Source organism: Mucilaginibacter roseus (assembly GCF_021215455.1).
In the GTDB taxonomy this organism is placed as follows: Bacteria; Bacteroidota; Bacteroidia; order Sphingobacteriales; family Sphingobacteriaceae; genus Mucilaginibacter; species Mucilaginibacter roseus.
In genome coordinates, this window is sequence record NZ_JAJPWV010000003.1 from 207570 (window position 1) to 223891 (window position 16322).

The window sequence follows — 16322 nt, forward strand, 5'->3', positions numbered from 1 at the left end:
TATTAATTATTGGTAAACGGGAAAGGTACTCTGGTAAAGCTCAATGCTTTCCGTTATTACCTTATGTGCATAACTAACGCCAAGCCATTTTTCAATGGTTACGTTTTTACCTTCAAGGGTTTTATAATCCTGGAAGAAACGAACGATCTCTTTCATGGTATGTGGCGGCAATTCAGAAATATCGTTAATGTAGTTTACCGACATATCGTTAGCGGCAACCGCGATGATCTTATCGTCCTGCTCGCCGTTATCAACCATATGCATAACGCCTATAACCTTAGCCTCGATGATTGACATCGGGTAAACGTCAACCGAGCAAATTACAAGGATATCCAGCGGATCCTTATCATCGCAATAAGTTTGCGGAATAAAACCGTAATTAGCCGGGTACATTACTGATGAAAACAGTACACGGTCAAGCTTTAACAAACCTGAATCTTTATCTATCTCGTATTTAGCTTTCGAGCCTTTTGGTATCTCGATGATCGCGCTTACTACTTCCGGAACATTTTTACCAGCTGAAACCTGGTGCCATGGGTGTTGAGTACTCATTTATTCTTCTATATCTTTATTATCAATTTCGTTTTCTTTAACGCTTTTACCGCTAATAAGTTTCTTTTTCACGAAAGCAAATATCAGGGGGGCAGTTGTTATCACCAGGAATGCTAAAATAACATATTGCAGATAGTTTTCTATTTCAGGATAGCTCCTGCCTAAAAAATAACCTGCAAGTGTAAGTATGCTCACCCATAAAACGCTGCCCGTTATATTGTATATGGTGAACTGTTTAAAACTTACCTTAACAACTCCTGCAAAGATAGGTGCAAAAGTTCTGATTATCGGAAAAAATCTGCCTAAAATGAGCGCTGTACCGCCATATTTATGATAAAACTCCTCGGCTACCTTTACATAACGCTTTTTAAAGAACCATGAATCCTTGCGTTTGTACAATAATGGCCCCGTTCGGTAGCCAAACCAGTAGCCCACATAATTTCCTAAAATCCCCGCAATGGCCAGCGATATAACCAGCATACTGATATCAACCGGTAATTTACCGGCGGCGCAAAATATGCCTGCCATAAACAACAGGTAATCGCCCGGCAAAAAGAAACCGAAGAACAGGCCTGTTTCGGCAAACACCACTACAAGTAAAACGTAAAAGCCAAGACCGATTATGGTATTGGCATCAGTTAAACTTTGCAGGTTATCCCAAATGTTTTCCATGCAGTAAGGCCATAAAACTACAAATAATTATCTGAAGTTATGATGGCCTGTTTGTTATCAGATCAGATCAGAAATAAGTGCCGGGTAAACGCCGATTACAATAGTAATGATTGCCGATAGGCCTAATACAAAAGTATAATATGCAGGCACGGCTACCTCGCCCCTGTCGGTAGTGCGGAAATACATCGCTATAATAACCCGGAAATAATAGAAGATACTGATTATAGCGTTTACTACTGCCAGCACCACCAGCCATATCTGGTATTTGTTTAATGCCTCTGAGAACATAAAGAATTTACCAACGAAGCCCGCGGTTAACGGAATACCGGCCAACGATAACATGGCCACCGTTAATGTAAATGCCAGGAACGGGTTTTTTGAGGCCAGACCGTTAAAGCTATCAAAACTATCTGACCCGCTTTGGCGGTGTACCAGTATTAATGCTGCGAAAGCGATAATTGATGCTACCGAATAGGCAGATGCATAAACAAACACCGAGCTTGCAGACGCTGAGCCCAATGCTACAATGGCGAACAGCAGGTAACCCGCATGCGAGATGCTGGAAAAGGCCAGCATACGTTTAAAGCTTTGCTGATACAGGGCAGTGATATTACCGATGAACAGGGTAAGTACGGTGATGATAAGCAGCACAGGCGCCCAAAAGTCAGACAAGGTGGCAAAGCATGCCGAGAACAAACGCAGGAATGCTGCGAAACCGGCGGTCTTTACCACGGTTGACATGAAGGTGGTGATTAGCGTAGGTGCACCTTCATACACGTCAGGGGTCCAGAAATGAAATGGCGCTGCGCCAACTTTAAAACACATACCAACAATAACCAGTAACAGGCCGGTATAAAACAGCGGGCTGATCTCCCTCGGGCTTTCCACTACATAATTGCGGATAGCTTCCAAATTAAATGATCCTGATGCACCGTAGATCAGCGTGATACCGAACAACAGGAAGCCCGTTGAAAACGCTCCCATCAGGAAATATTTTAAAGCCGCTTCGTTTGATGCGAAGTCGTTTTTACGGATACCGGCAAGGATGTATAAGCTGACAGACATGATCTCAATGCCGATAAATAACATTACCATATTATGGAATGAAACCATCACAATAATACCTGCCAAAGCGAATAATATGATAGCATAATATTCGGCAACGTGGCTGCTTATTTTTTCAAAATAGCCTTTTGAAAGCAGTAATATCAACACGGTAGAAAGAATGGTGATACTTGAAAAGGCGACAGAAAACCTATCAAACAACATCATACCTGAAAATATGGGTTGAGCATTAGCATTCCACTCGGCAAAGGCAAAACCTAAACCAACCAGCAAGCCAATCACCGACACTGGTAACAAAGTCTTGTTTGCTTTAAACAACCCCAGGTATAAAAGTAGTAAGGGTAAAACTGATAATATTATTAAGGTGGTCATCTTATATTTTAATTCTAAGAGATAGATCTTTATTTATTTGTCATGGCTGATACCTTCTGACTGATGTCGGCAAGCAGATTGTTCACTGCAGCCTCTGATATATGCAGCAATGGCTGCGGGTATACACCAATCACAATAATCAACGTACAAATTATTCCTAAAACAAGCTTTTCAGTACCGGTAACGTCGGTAAACAGGGCGGTTAATTCGTTGGTTTCGCCATGCATTACCTGTTTGTACATACGCAGCATATACACTGCGCCGAATATGATGGTTAAACCAGCCACGGCAGCTATCCATATATTGTAATTGAACACTGCTTTTAACAGCAGGAACTCACCGATGAAACCGTTGGTTAACGGCAGGGCCACCGTACCTAATGTTATAATCAGGAATGCGATTGAAAACTGAGGGGCCACTTTTGCAATGCCACCTATCAAACTAATATCGCGTGTGTTTAACCTGCGGCTGATGATATCCCATACAAAGAACAAGCCTACCACGTTGATACCGTGGTTAATCATTTGTATCAATGCGCCTTGCATACCTTGGGTATTATACGCAAAGATGCCCGCCGCTATGAGGCCAACGTGTGCTATTGACGAATAGGCTACTAAACGCTTGCCATCTTTTTGATTGAATGCAATAAGCGATGCGTAAACAATACCGATCACCGCCAGTATCATGACGATATTTTGCCAGATTAAAAAACCAACGGGCACGTTTGGTAATAACCAGCGAATAACGCCATATATACCCATTTTAAGCATAATACCTGATAACAGCATAGTACCGGCCGATGGCGATACCGTATAGGTGTCGGGCTGCCAGGTATGGAAAGGAAATACAGGCATCTTGATAGCAAACGCTATAAAGAACGCCCAGAATAACCAGGCCTGCTGCAAGTTCGTCAAACCCATGCTGGTTAGGTTACTTAACTCGTATGTTTTTGCCGGACTGTGCAAGTACAGGTAAATTAAACCTAACAGCATAAAAAGCGAGCCGGCAAATGTATAGATGAAAAATTTTATAGTGATGCGGATACGGTTTTCGCCGCCCCATAAACCACAGATAAAGTAGATAGGGATCAATGCCGCTTCCCAGCCAACATAAAATAAAAAGCCGTTAAGCGCGGTGAATACCGTTAACATACCGGCTTGCATAAACAGGATAAGCGCATAAAAAGCACCCGCGTTTTTGTATTGATGCTGGTAGGTAGTAAGTATAATAAGCGGAACCAGTACCGTAGCAAGCAATACCATGATCATGCTGATGCCATCAATACCGGCGGTAAAATAGATACCAAATTTTGGCAACCATGGGTAGCTAACGCTGAATTGTACAGAAGCATCAGGCACAAAACGGGTTAAAAGCAGCAACGCTACAGCCAGCTCGGCAACAGCAAAAAACAATGCAACGTGCTTGGCTGCGCCGTTTTTAATAAAGGCGGTAATTACAGCGGCAATTACAGGTAAAAAAAGTAGAATACTAACCGTCATTTTATCAACTTAACGCTTGCGTTTTTTAATTAATTAAGGTGTAACCGTATAGCAGCACTGCCACAATACCTATAACCATCATAAATATATAGAAGCCCACATTGCCCGTTTGCAACAGGCGTAGTCCTTTACTTGCTTCCACTGAGCCTTTGCCGAGGCCATTTACCAGGCCATCAATACCCAGCAGATCAACTACCTTGTAGAAGAACACTGAAAGGGCATCCAGCGGGCGGCGGATCAGGAAATCATACAATTCATCAACATAGAATTTATGGTATGACAATTTTGCCAGTACGTGGCGCTCCTCGGTATCAGCTACCGGAACATGCTTGCCACTTACATACTTAGTATAAGCATAAAGCAAAGCTATTATCGCTGCACCGACTGATACACCCATCAGGATATACTCGAGACTATGCGACAAATGATGCGCCTCACCGGTAAGCTTTGCCGATGGCTCAAAAACCGGCGCCAGGAATGCGCCCAACTCGTGGTGCCCGCCCAATGCTTCAGGCACGCCGATCATACCACCTATCATTGACAATATGGCCAATACAATAAGCGGTATTGTCATGGTTGCAGGCGACTCATGCAGATGATGCTCCTGCTCGTGCGTACCGCGGAATTTACCGAAGAATGTAAGGAACATCATACGGAACATGTAAAACGAGGTTAACCCCGCGGTTATAACACCAATAACGTATAAGGTAGTACTGTGCTCAAAGGCATGAGCCAATATCTCATCTTTTGAAAAGAAACCTGAAAAAGGTGGTATACCCGCTATGGCAATCGTACCGATAAGCATGGTGTAAAAGGTTACCGGCAGTTTACCTTTTAGTCCGCCCATTTTGCGCATATCCTGCTCATTGCTCATACCGTGTATAACCGAACCGGCTCCCAAGAAAAGTAAGGCCTTGAAGAAGGCATGTGTTAATACGTGGAAGAAAGCGCCTGTGTAAGCCCCTACACCCAAGCCTAAGAACATATAACCCAATTGCGATACCGTTGAGTAAGCCAGTACCTTTTTAATATCCGTTTGCGTAAGGGCTATCAGCGCGGCAAATGTTGCCGTTGCTATACCTACAATCGAAATAACTTCTAATGTTACCGGTGCCAGGGTAAACAATACATTCGAGCGGGCGATCATATAGATACCGGCGGTAACCATGGTTGCGGCGTGGATGAGTGCTGATACAGGAGTTGGACCGGCCATCGCGTCGGGCAGCCAGGTAAACAGTGGTATTTGTGCTGACTTACCGGTAGCGCCAACAAACAGCAGCAATGTAATTAACAGGATAGTACTATCGCCCGATTGCATGGAGGCCGCCTTGCTGAAAACATCCGCAAAGCTGATGCTGCCAAATGTATTAAATATCAGAAATACCGCGATCAGGAAACCAAGGTCGCCGATGCGGTTCATCACAAATGCTTTCTTTGCGGCATCGGCATAGCTTGGGTTGTTGAACCAGAAGCCGATCAGCAGGTATGAACACAAGCCCACGCCTTCCCAGCCGATAAACATCACCAGGTAATTGGAACCCATTACCAGCAGCAGCATAAAAAACACAAACAGGTTTAAGTAAGCGAAAAACTTACCGAAGCCTTTATCGTGGTGCATATAGCCGATGGAATACAAATGAATAAGGAAGCCCACGCCGGTAATGATCAGCAGCATGATAGCGCTTAACTGATCAATCAGGAATGCGAACGATACATTCAGATTACCAACGGCAAACCAGTCATACAAGTTTACGTTGATAGGCACACCAGACGCTTTGATCTGGAAAAAAGTTGCAACACTTAATCCGAATGACACCAGTACTAAAAGGCTACCGATAGCGCCAATCAAATTTTTTGGCAAAGCGTTACGCCCAAGCCCGTTAATAACAAAACCGGCTAACGGCAGTAAAGGAATAAGCCAGATGTATTTGTCCATGTTTCAGTCTATCACTTAACTGTCATTGTGAGCCTGCTTACCCGGAGATTGCTTCGTCCCTCGCAATGACGTATCTTATTTCAATTATATTTAACTAACATTAACCTCTCATCTACTCCCCTTCAGGGGAGGTTGGGAGGGGTTTACCACTTCAACCTGTTCAGCACATTGATATCGAGCGAGTTGGTGTTACGGTATATCATTACAATAATGGCCAGCCCGATAGCTACCTCGGCAGCGGCCAGCGCCATAATAAAGAATACGAATACCTGCCCCGCAGCATCCCCCCTGTATACCGAAAAAGCGGTAAGCAGCAGGTTAACCGCGTTAAGCATCAGCTCAACCGACATAAAAATGATGATGGCATTGCGGCGCAGCAATACGCCAATTACCCCTATGGTAAATATGATGGCGCTTAACAAAATGTAATGGTTAAGCGGCACTGATTGTATAGCGTTAGTAAAGCTTTCCATCAGATTGTTTTAGGTTGTTTATCCTTGGTTGCCAGTAAAACAGCGCCCACCATTGCCGAAAGCAGCAGCAGCGACGATACCTCAAACGGCAATAAAAATTCGTTAAAGAGTACTTTACCCAGGTTTTTCACCAGCCCCAGGTCCGGGTTTTGCAGTACTACCGGCTCAGACACCGTCATGGTTTTTAGCGAAGCCACAACGGTTACCAGCAGGCAGCCGCCGCCAAACACGGCCGCGATTTTTACGATGTTCGATTTCATGGGCTCATTATCCTTATTCAGGTTCATGAGCATGAGCGTGTACAGGAACAGTACCAGTATGGCCCCCATGTAAACAATAAAATTCACGATGGCCAAAAACTGCGCGTTCAGTAAAATATAATGTATAGTGAACGTAAAAAAGGTTAATACCAGGTATAAAATACTATGCACGGGGTTACGTGCTGTTATAACCAGTATCGCAAAAAATATGGACAGGAATGCGATGAAGTAAAATGTACTCATGTTTAGTATTGAAAAACACCTTGCCCGCCGTAATCCGCAGGCTAAGGTATAAAACTTCTTTTTATTGGTTTAAAGGCGCTTCCACTAATTTATCCTTACCATAAATAAAATCCTTACGCAGGTAATCTGCCGGCACTATGTCGCCATCCAGGTAGATAGCTTCTTTAGGGCAGGCCTCTTCGCATAAGCCGCAAAAAATGCAACGCAGCATGTTGATCTCATATACGGCCGCGTATTTCTCCTCACGGTACAGGTTCTCCTCACCTTTCTGGCGCTCGGCAGCCGTCATAGTAATGGCTTCGGCCGGGCATGATAGCGCGCACAAGCCACAGGCTGTACAACGTTCGCGGCCATGTTCATCACGCTTAAGCGAGTGCATACCCCTGAAATTTTCAGAGAACTCTCGCTTCTGCTCCGGGTATTTAATGGTTACCGGTTTCTTAAAAAAGTGCTTCATAGTAATTGCCAAACCCTTAAATATGGCAGGCAAATAAGCGCGCTCCCAAAAATTGAGCGGCTTAACTTCAAGTACTTTCTTTTTATTGCTTAATGATTCCATTTATACAAACTCCACATTAATTTAAAAGCGTAACAACAATACCAGTTATTACAATGTTGGCAATAGCCAGCGGGATCAGGGTTTTCCATCCCAGGTTCATCAACTGATCGTAACGGAAACGCGGGATAGTCCAGCGGATCCACATAAAGAAAAAGATGAACGCGAATATTTTAGCGAACAACACAACTACCCCAATGATAGTGATCCAGTTAGCCGATAAGCCCAGGCTATCCATAAACGGAAAGTTATAACCGCCAAAATATAAGGTAGCCATCACTGCTGATGACACGAACATGTTAATGTATTCGGCAAACAGGTAAAAACCCAATTTCATGGACGAATATTCAGTATGATAACCACCTACCAGCTCCGTTTCGCACTCAGGCAAATCAAATGGTGTACGGTTAGTTTCAGCAAAGGCGCACACGATAAAAATCATGAAACCCAGCGGCTGCTTAAAAAAGTTCCAGGTAAACCAGCCATCATGCCAAAAGCCATGCTGTTGTTCCGCGATTTCACGCAGGCTTAACGAGCCGGTTACTAATAACAGGGCGATAATGGAAAGCCCCATTGAAATTTCGTAGCTGATGTTTTGTGATGCAGCGCGGATAGCGCCCAGCAGTGAGTATTTATTGTTTGATGCCCAGCCACCTATCATGATGCCGTACACTCCTAATGATACCACACCGAAGATGTACAGAATACCTACGTTAATGTCCGTAACCTGCAGATCAATTATGGTTGAACCGATAGTCAGTTTTTGCCCCCAGGGAATAACCGCCGAACCGATACATGCTGTTAATATAGCCAACGAGGGACCAACGATGAACAGTAATCCGCTCGCTCTTGTTGGAATAATTTCTTCCTTCAAGAACATTTTGGCACCGTCGGCCATTGGCTGTAAAATACCCAGCGGACCAGCGCGGTTAGGCCCCACCCTATCCTGAAAAAAAGCGGCTACCTTACGCTCGGCATAGGTAGAGTACATGGCTATCACCAGGCTGATAGCGAATACGATAACAATCAGAATAATTTTTACTATAATATCTGTCAGTTCCATTTACAGGCGGGTTTCGCGTTCAAATTGTTCTTTATTGGCTTCCTGCAACAGCGGGTTGGTTTTAACCACCGGCAGCGGCTTCATGGTTTCGTAATGATTAGCGCTGATAACTGATTTATGCGATACCTTGCGCGGGCCTTCAATTGTCCAGTCGGCTGTTTTCTTTTTTTCGAAACGGCAGGTATTGCATATGAATTCCTCTACCTCACCATATACATCCTTGCGGCCTGTTACCCTGATTACGTCCTCACCTTTATACCAAAGTGTTACCTTGCCGCAGCATTTATCGCAATCGCGGTGTGCTTCAACCGGCTTGGTGAACCATACACGGTTTTTAAAACGGAAAGTTTTGTCGGTCAACGCGCCTACCGGACAAACATCTATCACGTTGCCCGAAAAATCATTATCAACCGCTTTTTGTATATAAGTTGATATTTCAGAATGATCCCCCCTGTTTAAAATGCCGTGCAAACGGGTATTGGTGATCTGGTCGGCAGTAAACACGCAGCGATAGCAAAGTATGCAGCGCGTCATGTGCAGTTGTATTTTGTCGCCTATGTCGATCTTCTCGAAAGTACGGCGGTCAAACTCGTAACGGGTTTTAGCGGCGCCGTGCTCATAGCCCAGATCCTGCAAGTGGCATTCACCTGCCTGGTCGCACACCGGGCAATCCAGCGGGTGGTTGATTAGCAACATTTCTACCACGCCTTTACGCGCTTCAATAACTTCGGGCGAGGTAATGTTTTGCACTTCCATGCCATCCATCACCGTGGTACGGCATGATGCTACCAGCTTAGGCATAGGGCGCGGGTCTTTTTCAGAGCCTTTGCTTACTTTAACCAAACAGGTACGGCATTTACCGCCGCTGCCCTCAAGTTTTGAGTAATAACACATAGCAGGCGGAACAATATCACCCCCTATCTGCCTCGCGGCATTCAGGATGCTTGTTCCGGGTTCTACGTCAACAGTGATTCCGTCTATCGTTACTTTCATTTTTGTTCCTCACAAATCCCCATCTTATTGATGATGGACTTTTAAGACCTTATATTCTTTTGTCATGCTGAGCTTGTCAAAACATCGGTTAGTTTGACTAACGCGCGCCTTAGACAGGCTCAGGGTGACACCCTTTTATTTTCATTCAGGTAACCTGTCATGCTGAACTTGTCGAAGCATCCGCCGATTGTGTCAGGCGTTCAGCCCTTCGACAGGCTCAGGGTGACATTCCCTCATATTATGCTTCCGCCTTTTCCACTTTTGGCAATGGGTCGGCATAATGTGCCAAACCGTAGTTGCGTGTAGTAGCCTCAGCAGCGTTAGTAACATGCCATTCAAACTCATCCCTAAAGTGGCGAATAGCACTGGCTACCGGCCAGGCTGCCGCATCACCCAGCGGACAAATGGTGTTACCTTCAATTTTTTTAGATACATCAACCAGCAGGTCCATGTCGCTCATTTTCCCATGGCCATATTCCAGGCGGTGCAGCACCTTTTCCATCCAACCGGTACCCTCACGGCATGGCGAACATTGTCCGCAGCTTTCGTGATGGTAAAAACGAGAGAAATTCCAGGTGTTACGTACGATGCACTGGTCTTCGTCAAAGGCGATGAAACCACCGGAACCCATCATGGAGCCGGTAGCGAAACCACCGTCAGACAATGACTCGTAGCTCATCAGCCTTGCTTCGTTGTTTATGGTTTTTAAGATCAGGTTAGCAGGTAATATCGGCACTGATGAACCACCGGCCACTACCGCTTTAAGGCGTTTGCCGTTGGCTATGCCACCGCAATATTCGTCGCTGTAAATAAACTCTTCAACAGGTACGCCCAGTTCAATTTCGTAAACACCCGGTTTATTAAGGTTGCCCGATGCCGAGATCAGTTTGGTACCGGTACTACGGCCGATACCGATTTTGGCATACTCGTCGCCACCCTCATTAATGATAGGCACTACGGCAGCAATTGACTCCACGTTGTTAACCACCGTTGGGCAGCCATACAAACCAGCGATTGCCGGAAATGGTGGCTTTATACGCGGGTTACCACGTTTGCCTTCCAATGATTCCAACAGCGCGGTTTCTTCTCCGCAAATGTAAGCACCGCCTCCGGGCTGCACATACAGCTCCAGATCGTAACCGGTACCTAATATATTTTTGCCTAACAAGCCCGCGTTTTTAGCTTCGGCTATGGCTCTTTCCAGTATGCGTATTTGCGGCATCATTTCGCCGCGAACGTAGATGTATGATGTATTGGCACCCAAGGCGTAACTGGCCACGATCATTCCCTCGATCAGTAAGTGAGGGATGTACGTCATCAGGTAACGGTCTTTAAAAGTACCGGGCTCTGATTCATCGGCATTACAAACCAGGTAACGGGGTACACCTTCGGGTTTAGCCAAAAAGCTCCATTTCATCCCGGTAGGGAAACCCGCGCCGCCGCGGCCGCGCAAGCCCGATTTTTTCACTTCCTCCACAACCTCGTCAGGAGTCAGTGTTTTCAGCGCTTTTTCAACAGCGGCGTAACCGCCCTTTTGGCGGTATACCTCCAGCGTATTGATACCAGGTACGTTAATATGTTCTAATAATAATTTGCGTCCCATTAGTTATTTGCCTTTGCTTTCAAGTCCGCTATTAAAGTATCAACCGATTGCGTGGTCAGGTTCTCGTAAAAGGTATATTCAGGGCCTATTTGCAATACCGGGCCAAAGCCGCAGGCTGCCAAACACTCCACTCCTCTCCAGCTAAATAAACCGTCAGGAGTAACTTCGCCTTCTTTGACACCTAACTGTTGCTCAATATAATCCATTATCTTTTCGGCGCCTACCAGGCAGCAAGGGCCTGTACGGCAAACCTCCAGTACATATTTGCCTTGCGGGCGCATAAAGTACATGGTGTAAAAAGTGGCTACCTCATAAACCTCAATGGGTAAAATATCCAGGTATGCGGCTACCTTATCCATCGAAGGGGCGCTCAACCAACCAAACTCTGCTTGTGTTTCGTGCAAAATAGGCAGCAAGGCCGATTTTTGTTTTCCTTCCGGATAACGGCTTTTTATATCATCAAACTTAGCGATCAGCGCTGCTGAAAACTCAACAGGTGCTTGCTCGGTATCTTCAACCCTAAGCATCTAATTCTCCCGCTATAACGTTTAAACTACTCATGTTAATTATCGCGTCAGACAATAGCATGCCCTGACTCATGGGCGCGTACATCTGGTAATTTATAAAGCTCGGCCTGCGGAAGTGTAAACGGTACGGCGAGCGGCCACCATCGTTAACCAGGTAAAAACCCAGTTCGCCGTTAGCGCCCTCAACAGCATGGTAAACTTCAGTAACCGGGGTTTCCACCTCGCCCATCACTATTTTAAAGTGATAGATCAGGGCTTCCATATTGTTATATACTTCCTCTTTAGGCGGCAGGTAGAACTCAGGCACATTGGCATGGAAAATATCCGCAGGTTCCTTTTCTATCTTATTTAAAGCTTGCTCAATAATGCGCAAGCTCTGCTTCATTTCTTCGTTACGTACTAAAAAACGACTATATACGTCACCGTTTTCACCTACCGGGATTTCGAAATCAAATTCCTCGTATGATGAATATGGCTCCATAGCACGCACATCATAATCAACACCGGCAGCGCGCAATAACGGACCGCTCCAGCTATAGCTGAGCGCCGTTTCGGCAGTTACCGGGGCAACGCCCTTGGTACGGTCAATAAATATACGGTTGCGATTAAACAGGTTTTCAAACTCCTTTAACACCGCCGGAAATGCTTTTACAAATTTTCGGATCTTGTTAAACGCGATGGTATTAAAATTACGTTCAAACCCGCCAATACGGCCAATATTGGTAGTAAGGCGCGAGCCGCAGATCTCTTCATAAATTTCATAGATCTCCTCACGATACTCCATCATGTACAGGAAGCCCGTAAAAGCACCTGTATCCACACCTAATACACCGTTGCAAATAATGTGATCGGCAATACGGGCAAGCTCCATAATGATCACACGCATATAGTCAACACGCTTTGGAGTAGTGATGCCGGCCAGCTTTTCAACCGTCATGTGCCAGCCCATGTTATTTATAGGTGACGAACAGTAGTTCAGCCTGTCGGTAAGCGGGGTGATCTGGTAAAATGGCCTGTGCTCGGCAATTTTTTCAAACGCGCGGTGTATGTAGCCAATGGTTGATACGCCGCTTACAATACGCTCGCCATCCATCTGCAACACGTTTTGAAAAACGCCGTGTGTTGCCGGGTGGGTAGGCCCCAGATTAAGGGTTGAGAGTTCGCTTTGCGGATCGTTATCAAAAAATACAGGATGATTCTGCATGCTTATTATCTTCCAAAAAAGTAATCTTTCTTATCTACACGGTTCGGGTCTTCCAACGGATACTCTTTACGCATCGGGAAAACCGTCATATCGTCAACATTCAATATACGGCGCAAATCAGGGTGACCGTCAAACACTACACCGAAAAAGTCGTAGGTTTCACGTTCCATCCAGTTAGCACCATCCCATAGCACAGTTGCCGTAGGCATATGCACATCGCCATCGGCCACAAATACCTTTATACGGATGCGTACATTATTTACCAAACTGTGCAGGTGGTAAATTATACCGATAGATTTTTCCTGTTCAGGATAGTGGATAGCCGTAATGTCTGTTAAAAAAATAAATTGCAGCGTTGGGTCATTCTTTAAAAAGGTGAGCAAACCAATGATCTGCTCGCGGCTGGTTTCAACAGTCAGCAGATTATGCGGCTCGCCCGTTACACTTACCACATCGCCAAATGCTGCGGCAATTTTATCTAAAACTTCCTGATTGGTTATTTTACCCATTACTGAATTCCGTATTTAGCTAAAAGTTCCTGGTACTTCGGTTCGTTGCGGCGGCGCAGCGATTCGGTTTGTACCAGTTTCTGAATGTTCATAAAACCGTCAATAATGGCTTCGGGACGTGGCGGGCAACCGGGCACGTAAACATCAACCGGTATAACCTCATCAATACCTTGCAATACCGAATAAGTATCAAATATACCACCACTTGAGGCACAGGCACCAACAGCCATCACCCAACGTGGCTCGGCCATTTGCAGGTAAACCTGGCGCAATACCGGAGCCATTTTTTTGGATATGGTACCCATAACCATCAGCAGGTCGGCCTGACGTGGCGAAAAGCTCAAACGCTCGGCACCGAAACGGGAAAGGTCATAATGTGAGCCCATTGTAGCCATAAACTCAATACCGCAGCATGAGGTGGCAAAAGGCAAGGGCCATAAAGAGTGCGAACGGGCCAACCCGATTGCTTTATCAAGCGATGTGGCGAAGAACCCTGAACCTTCAACACCCGGAGGGGCGTTAACTATTTGAATATCACTCATGAACTAAATTATAAACTTAGGCTTGCAGGCAAAAAGACCGCCTTGCAGCACAAATTTATAATAAAATACCAGCTAAACGTATCAGGAACACTATGTATGAAGTATTTAGAATCAATCTAAACTTAATCCCACTCGAGGGCGCGCTTACGGATAATGTAAATGAAACCGAGCAACAAGGTGCCCATGAAAATAAACATTTCTATCATGCCGGTTTTACCAAGCTCCTTAAAGTTTATTGCCCAGGGATACATAAATATCACCTCTACATCAAACAGCACGAAGAGAATTGCAACCAGGAAGTATTTGATAGAGATAGGTGTACGCGCATTACCTACAACCTCGATGCCCGACTCAAACGGCGTCAGTTTATCGTTGGTTTTGCGTTTAGGACCAATTTTGTGGGTTACAAACATGGTTGTAAATACAAAACCAAGTGCCACTACCATCTGAAAAATGATTGGCAAGAAGTTGATCGGTAAACTTTGTGCTTCCATATTGCAAATATAATGATGGCTTTCAAATAAAAAAGGCCTCATTAAAATGAGGCCTTTAAAGTTTTATAACCAGAGCATAGTTTATTTACCTGTTGCTCCGCCTTTTTTAGAGAAGAATGCCAATACCGATTTGTTGGTAGGATCAAGCTCTCTTGCTTTAGTAAAGTTTTCGGTGGCTTTAGCGTTATCCTTTTCTTTATAAGCAGCATAATTACCTAAGTAAACATAAGCTTCGCTTAAGCCTTTTTTGCTCTTATCGTCCGGGGCGCCTTTAGCAGTTACAACCTCAATGTACTTTTCGTAGAAAGGTTTTGCGTAACCTACTATGTTGTTACGGTCTTTCTCTTTCATTTCGTTTACACGTGCGCGGTAAAGGAAAGCGTCAGGAAACGGCTGTGTGGCTGTTTTTTGGATGATATAGCTAAATGCGCTGTCAGCTTTAGTTAACACCTCTTCGTTACCTTTTTTAGCATCATACCCAAAGTAATAGCTTAAACCTTCGTAAAAGTAATCGGTTAATTTAACAGCACGACCACCTTTTTTTGTAAACTCGTTGTATGCATCACCGGCTTCAACGTATTTCTTCTTTTGGTAAAGTGTTTTAGCGATCTCCGCATAAAGTTCGGCTTGCGTAGTATCTAATTCTATCGCCTTTTTAAGGTTATTGATACCGGTTGAGTCATCACCTGAAGCAATTTGAATACGGCCCAGGTACAAATAATCGCGAGGGATAATACGTTTCTCACCAGCTTCAGCCATGAATTTTTTCATACCTGCTAATGCGGCTGGGTAATCCTTATTCTCATATGCGGCATACGCTTTATAACGGTATATCTTCAGGTTGTTTGCTCCGGCCACCTTTTCAAGCTCGGCAACCTCAGCCTGCAATGCAGGGTAATCACCGGCAGCTAACAAAAAGTCAGCATAACGCATACGCGATTCAACCGAACGGTCAGTCAGGCTCAGATATTTTTTATAATTCTCAACACCTTCTTTAACCTTAGCTGATGCCATCTTCGGATCGTTAAACGCCCAGCGAAGATCGGTCTCCGCCCACTCGCGGTAAGCAGGGCCATAGTTAGGGTTGATAGCTAAAGCTGCCTTGTATTCAGCCTCTGATTGCTCAAAGTTGTTAGCATATCTCCAAAGCACACCTTTAGCTACAGTAGCAGCTGCTGATTTTGGATCAACAGTCAACGCTTCCTGGTAAGCTGTTAGGGCTTCGCTGCTTTTCACCAGCAAACGGTTTGCATTACCTAACTCAACCAACAAAGCGGCATCCTTAGGATTAACGGCTTTACCTTTTGCTAATACATCAGCAGCGGCTTTTGCATCTGCGGGGTCAAGTAAATAAGCTTCACCTACGTATAAATACGGAGTGCTGCTTTTACCGGCCAGGCTAACAGCCTGATTAAAATTAGTGGTAGCACCTGCCGAGTTTTTCTCTAAACGGGCTACAGCACCCAAACCGGCATAGTTTAACGCTGATTTAGGGTTTTTAGCTATACCTTGTGTAAACACGGCCTTAGCTGAGTCTGGATAATCCTGTAATATATACACCCAACCCAAATAAAAATAGTTCTCATCCTTATCGGCCTGAGTTTGAGTAAGGTTTTTAAGCATTGATTTTGCTTTCTGATACTGCTCGGCGTCAATAGCTTTTTTGGCGTCGTCTAAACTTTGCGAAAAAACTGATGAACCCATAAGCATCAGTGGCAATGCTGCGGTGGCAATTTTACTGATCTCTTTCATCTAATTA

Annotated in this window: 17 protein-coding genes; all 17 read right to left on the reverse strand. The window is 44.8% G+C overall.

Annotated elements, in window-relative coordinates; genetic code table 11:
• Positions 1-6: 6 nt before the first annotated feature.
• Positions 7-552 (reverse strand): inorganic diphosphatase, encoded by a 546-nt coding sequence (locus LT679_RS09975; RefSeq protein WP_232177332.1) that lies wholly within the window; start codon positions 550-552, stop codon positions 7-9.
• A complete protein-coding gene (locus tag LT679_RS09980; RefSeq protein ID WP_232177334.1) occupies positions 553-1224 on the reverse strand; it encodes a DedA family protein in 672 nt (223 codons plus the stop codon).
• 57 nt (positions 1225-1281) lie between these two features.
• Positions 1282-2661 carry an NADH-quinone oxidoreductase subunit N gene (locus LT679_RS09985; protein ID WP_232177336.1) on the reverse strand — a complete coding sequence of 460 codons (1380 nt, stop codon included), beginning with the start codon at positions 2659-2661 and terminating at the stop codon, positions 1282-1284.
• Positions 2662-2690: 29 nt separating this feature from the next.
• Positions 2691-4160 (reverse strand): complex I subunit 4 family protein, encoded by a 1470-nt coding sequence (locus tag LT679_RS09990; RefSeq protein WP_232177338.1) that lies wholly within the window; start codon positions 4158-4160, stop codon positions 2691-2693.
• Positions 4161-4185: 25 nt separating this feature from the next.
• Positions 4186-6096: an NADH-quinone oxidoreductase subunit L gene (gene nuoL, locus LT679_RS09995; RefSeq protein ID WP_232177340.1), complete on the reverse strand. Its 1911-nt coding sequence runs from the start codon at positions 6094-6096 to the stop codon at positions 4186-4188.
• A gap of 143 nt (positions 6097-6239) precedes the next feature.
• On the reverse strand, positions 6240-6569 hold the full coding sequence (gene nuoK / locus LT679_RS10000) for an NADH-quinone oxidoreductase subunit NuoK (RefSeq protein WP_232177342.1): 330 nt from the start codon (positions 6567-6569) through the stop codon (positions 6240-6242).
• The gene (locus LT679_RS10005; protein ID WP_232177343.1) at positions 6569-7072 is read right to left on the reverse strand and encodes an NADH-quinone oxidoreductase subunit J family protein; all 504 of its coding nucleotides are present in this window, start codon (positions 7070-7072) and stop codon (positions 6569-6571) included. Before LT679_RS10005 ends, nuoK begins: the two co-directional genes overlap by 1 nt.
• Before the next feature lie 61 nt (positions 7073-7133).
• On the reverse strand, positions 7134-7631 hold the full coding sequence (locus tag LT679_RS10010) for a NuoI/complex I 23 kDa subunit family protein (protein WP_232177345.1): 498 nt from the start codon (positions 7629-7631) through the stop codon (positions 7134-7136).
• 16 nt (positions 7632-7647) lie between these two features.
• Positions 7648-8691, reverse strand: a complete 1044-nt coding sequence (gene nuoH, locus LT679_RS10015) for an NADH-quinone oxidoreductase subunit NuoH (RefSeq protein WP_232177347.1) — start codon at positions 8689-8691, stop codon at positions 7648-7650.
• A complete protein-coding gene (locus tag LT679_RS10020) occupies positions 8692-9684 on the reverse strand; it encodes a 2Fe-2S iron-sulfur cluster-binding protein (protein WP_232177349.1) in 993 nt (330 codons plus the stop codon).
• A 238-nt stretch (positions 9685-9922) separates the two neighbouring features.
• Positions 9923-11287, reverse strand: coding sequence for an NADH-quinone oxidoreductase subunit NuoF (gene nuoF / locus LT679_RS10025; RefSeq protein ID WP_232177351.1), 1365 nt, complete (start codon positions 11285-11287; stop codon positions 9923-9925).
• On the reverse strand, positions 11287-11814 hold the full coding sequence (locus tag LT679_RS10030; protein ID WP_232177353.1) for an NADH-quinone oxidoreductase subunit NuoE family protein: 528 nt from the start codon (positions 11812-11814) through the stop codon (positions 11287-11289). The genes nuoF and LT679_RS10030 overlap by 1 nt, the downstream gene beginning before the upstream one ends.
• Positions 11807-13018, reverse strand: a complete 1212-nt coding sequence (locus tag LT679_RS10035; protein WP_232177354.1) for an NADH-quinone oxidoreductase subunit D — start codon at positions 13016-13018, stop codon at positions 11807-11809. The genes LT679_RS10030 and LT679_RS10035 overlap by 8 nt, the downstream gene beginning before the upstream one ends.
• Positions 13019-13023: 5 nt before the next feature.
• Entirely contained in the window at positions 13024-13527 is a 504-nt protein-coding gene (locus LT679_RS10040; protein WP_232177356.1) for an NADH-quinone oxidoreductase subunit C, read from the reverse strand.
• Complete coding sequence (locus tag LT679_RS10045) at positions 13527-14069, reverse strand: NADH-quinone oxidoreductase subunit B (RefSeq protein WP_232177357.1); 543 nt, start codon at positions 14067-14069, stop codon at positions 13527-13529. Before LT679_RS10045 ends, LT679_RS10040 begins: the two co-directional genes overlap by 1 nt.
• A 122-nt stretch (positions 14070-14191) precedes the next feature.
• On the reverse strand, positions 14192-14563 hold the full coding sequence (locus LT679_RS10050) for an NADH-quinone oxidoreductase subunit A (RefSeq protein ID WP_232177359.1): 372 nt from the start codon (positions 14561-14563) through the stop codon (positions 14192-14194).
• An 81-nt stretch (positions 14564-14644) separates the two neighbouring features.
• Positions 14645-16315, reverse strand: a complete 1671-nt coding sequence (locus LT679_RS10055; protein ID WP_232177360.1) for a tetratricopeptide repeat protein — start codon at positions 16313-16315, stop codon at positions 14645-14647.
• Positions 16316-16322: the final 7 nt, after the last annotated feature.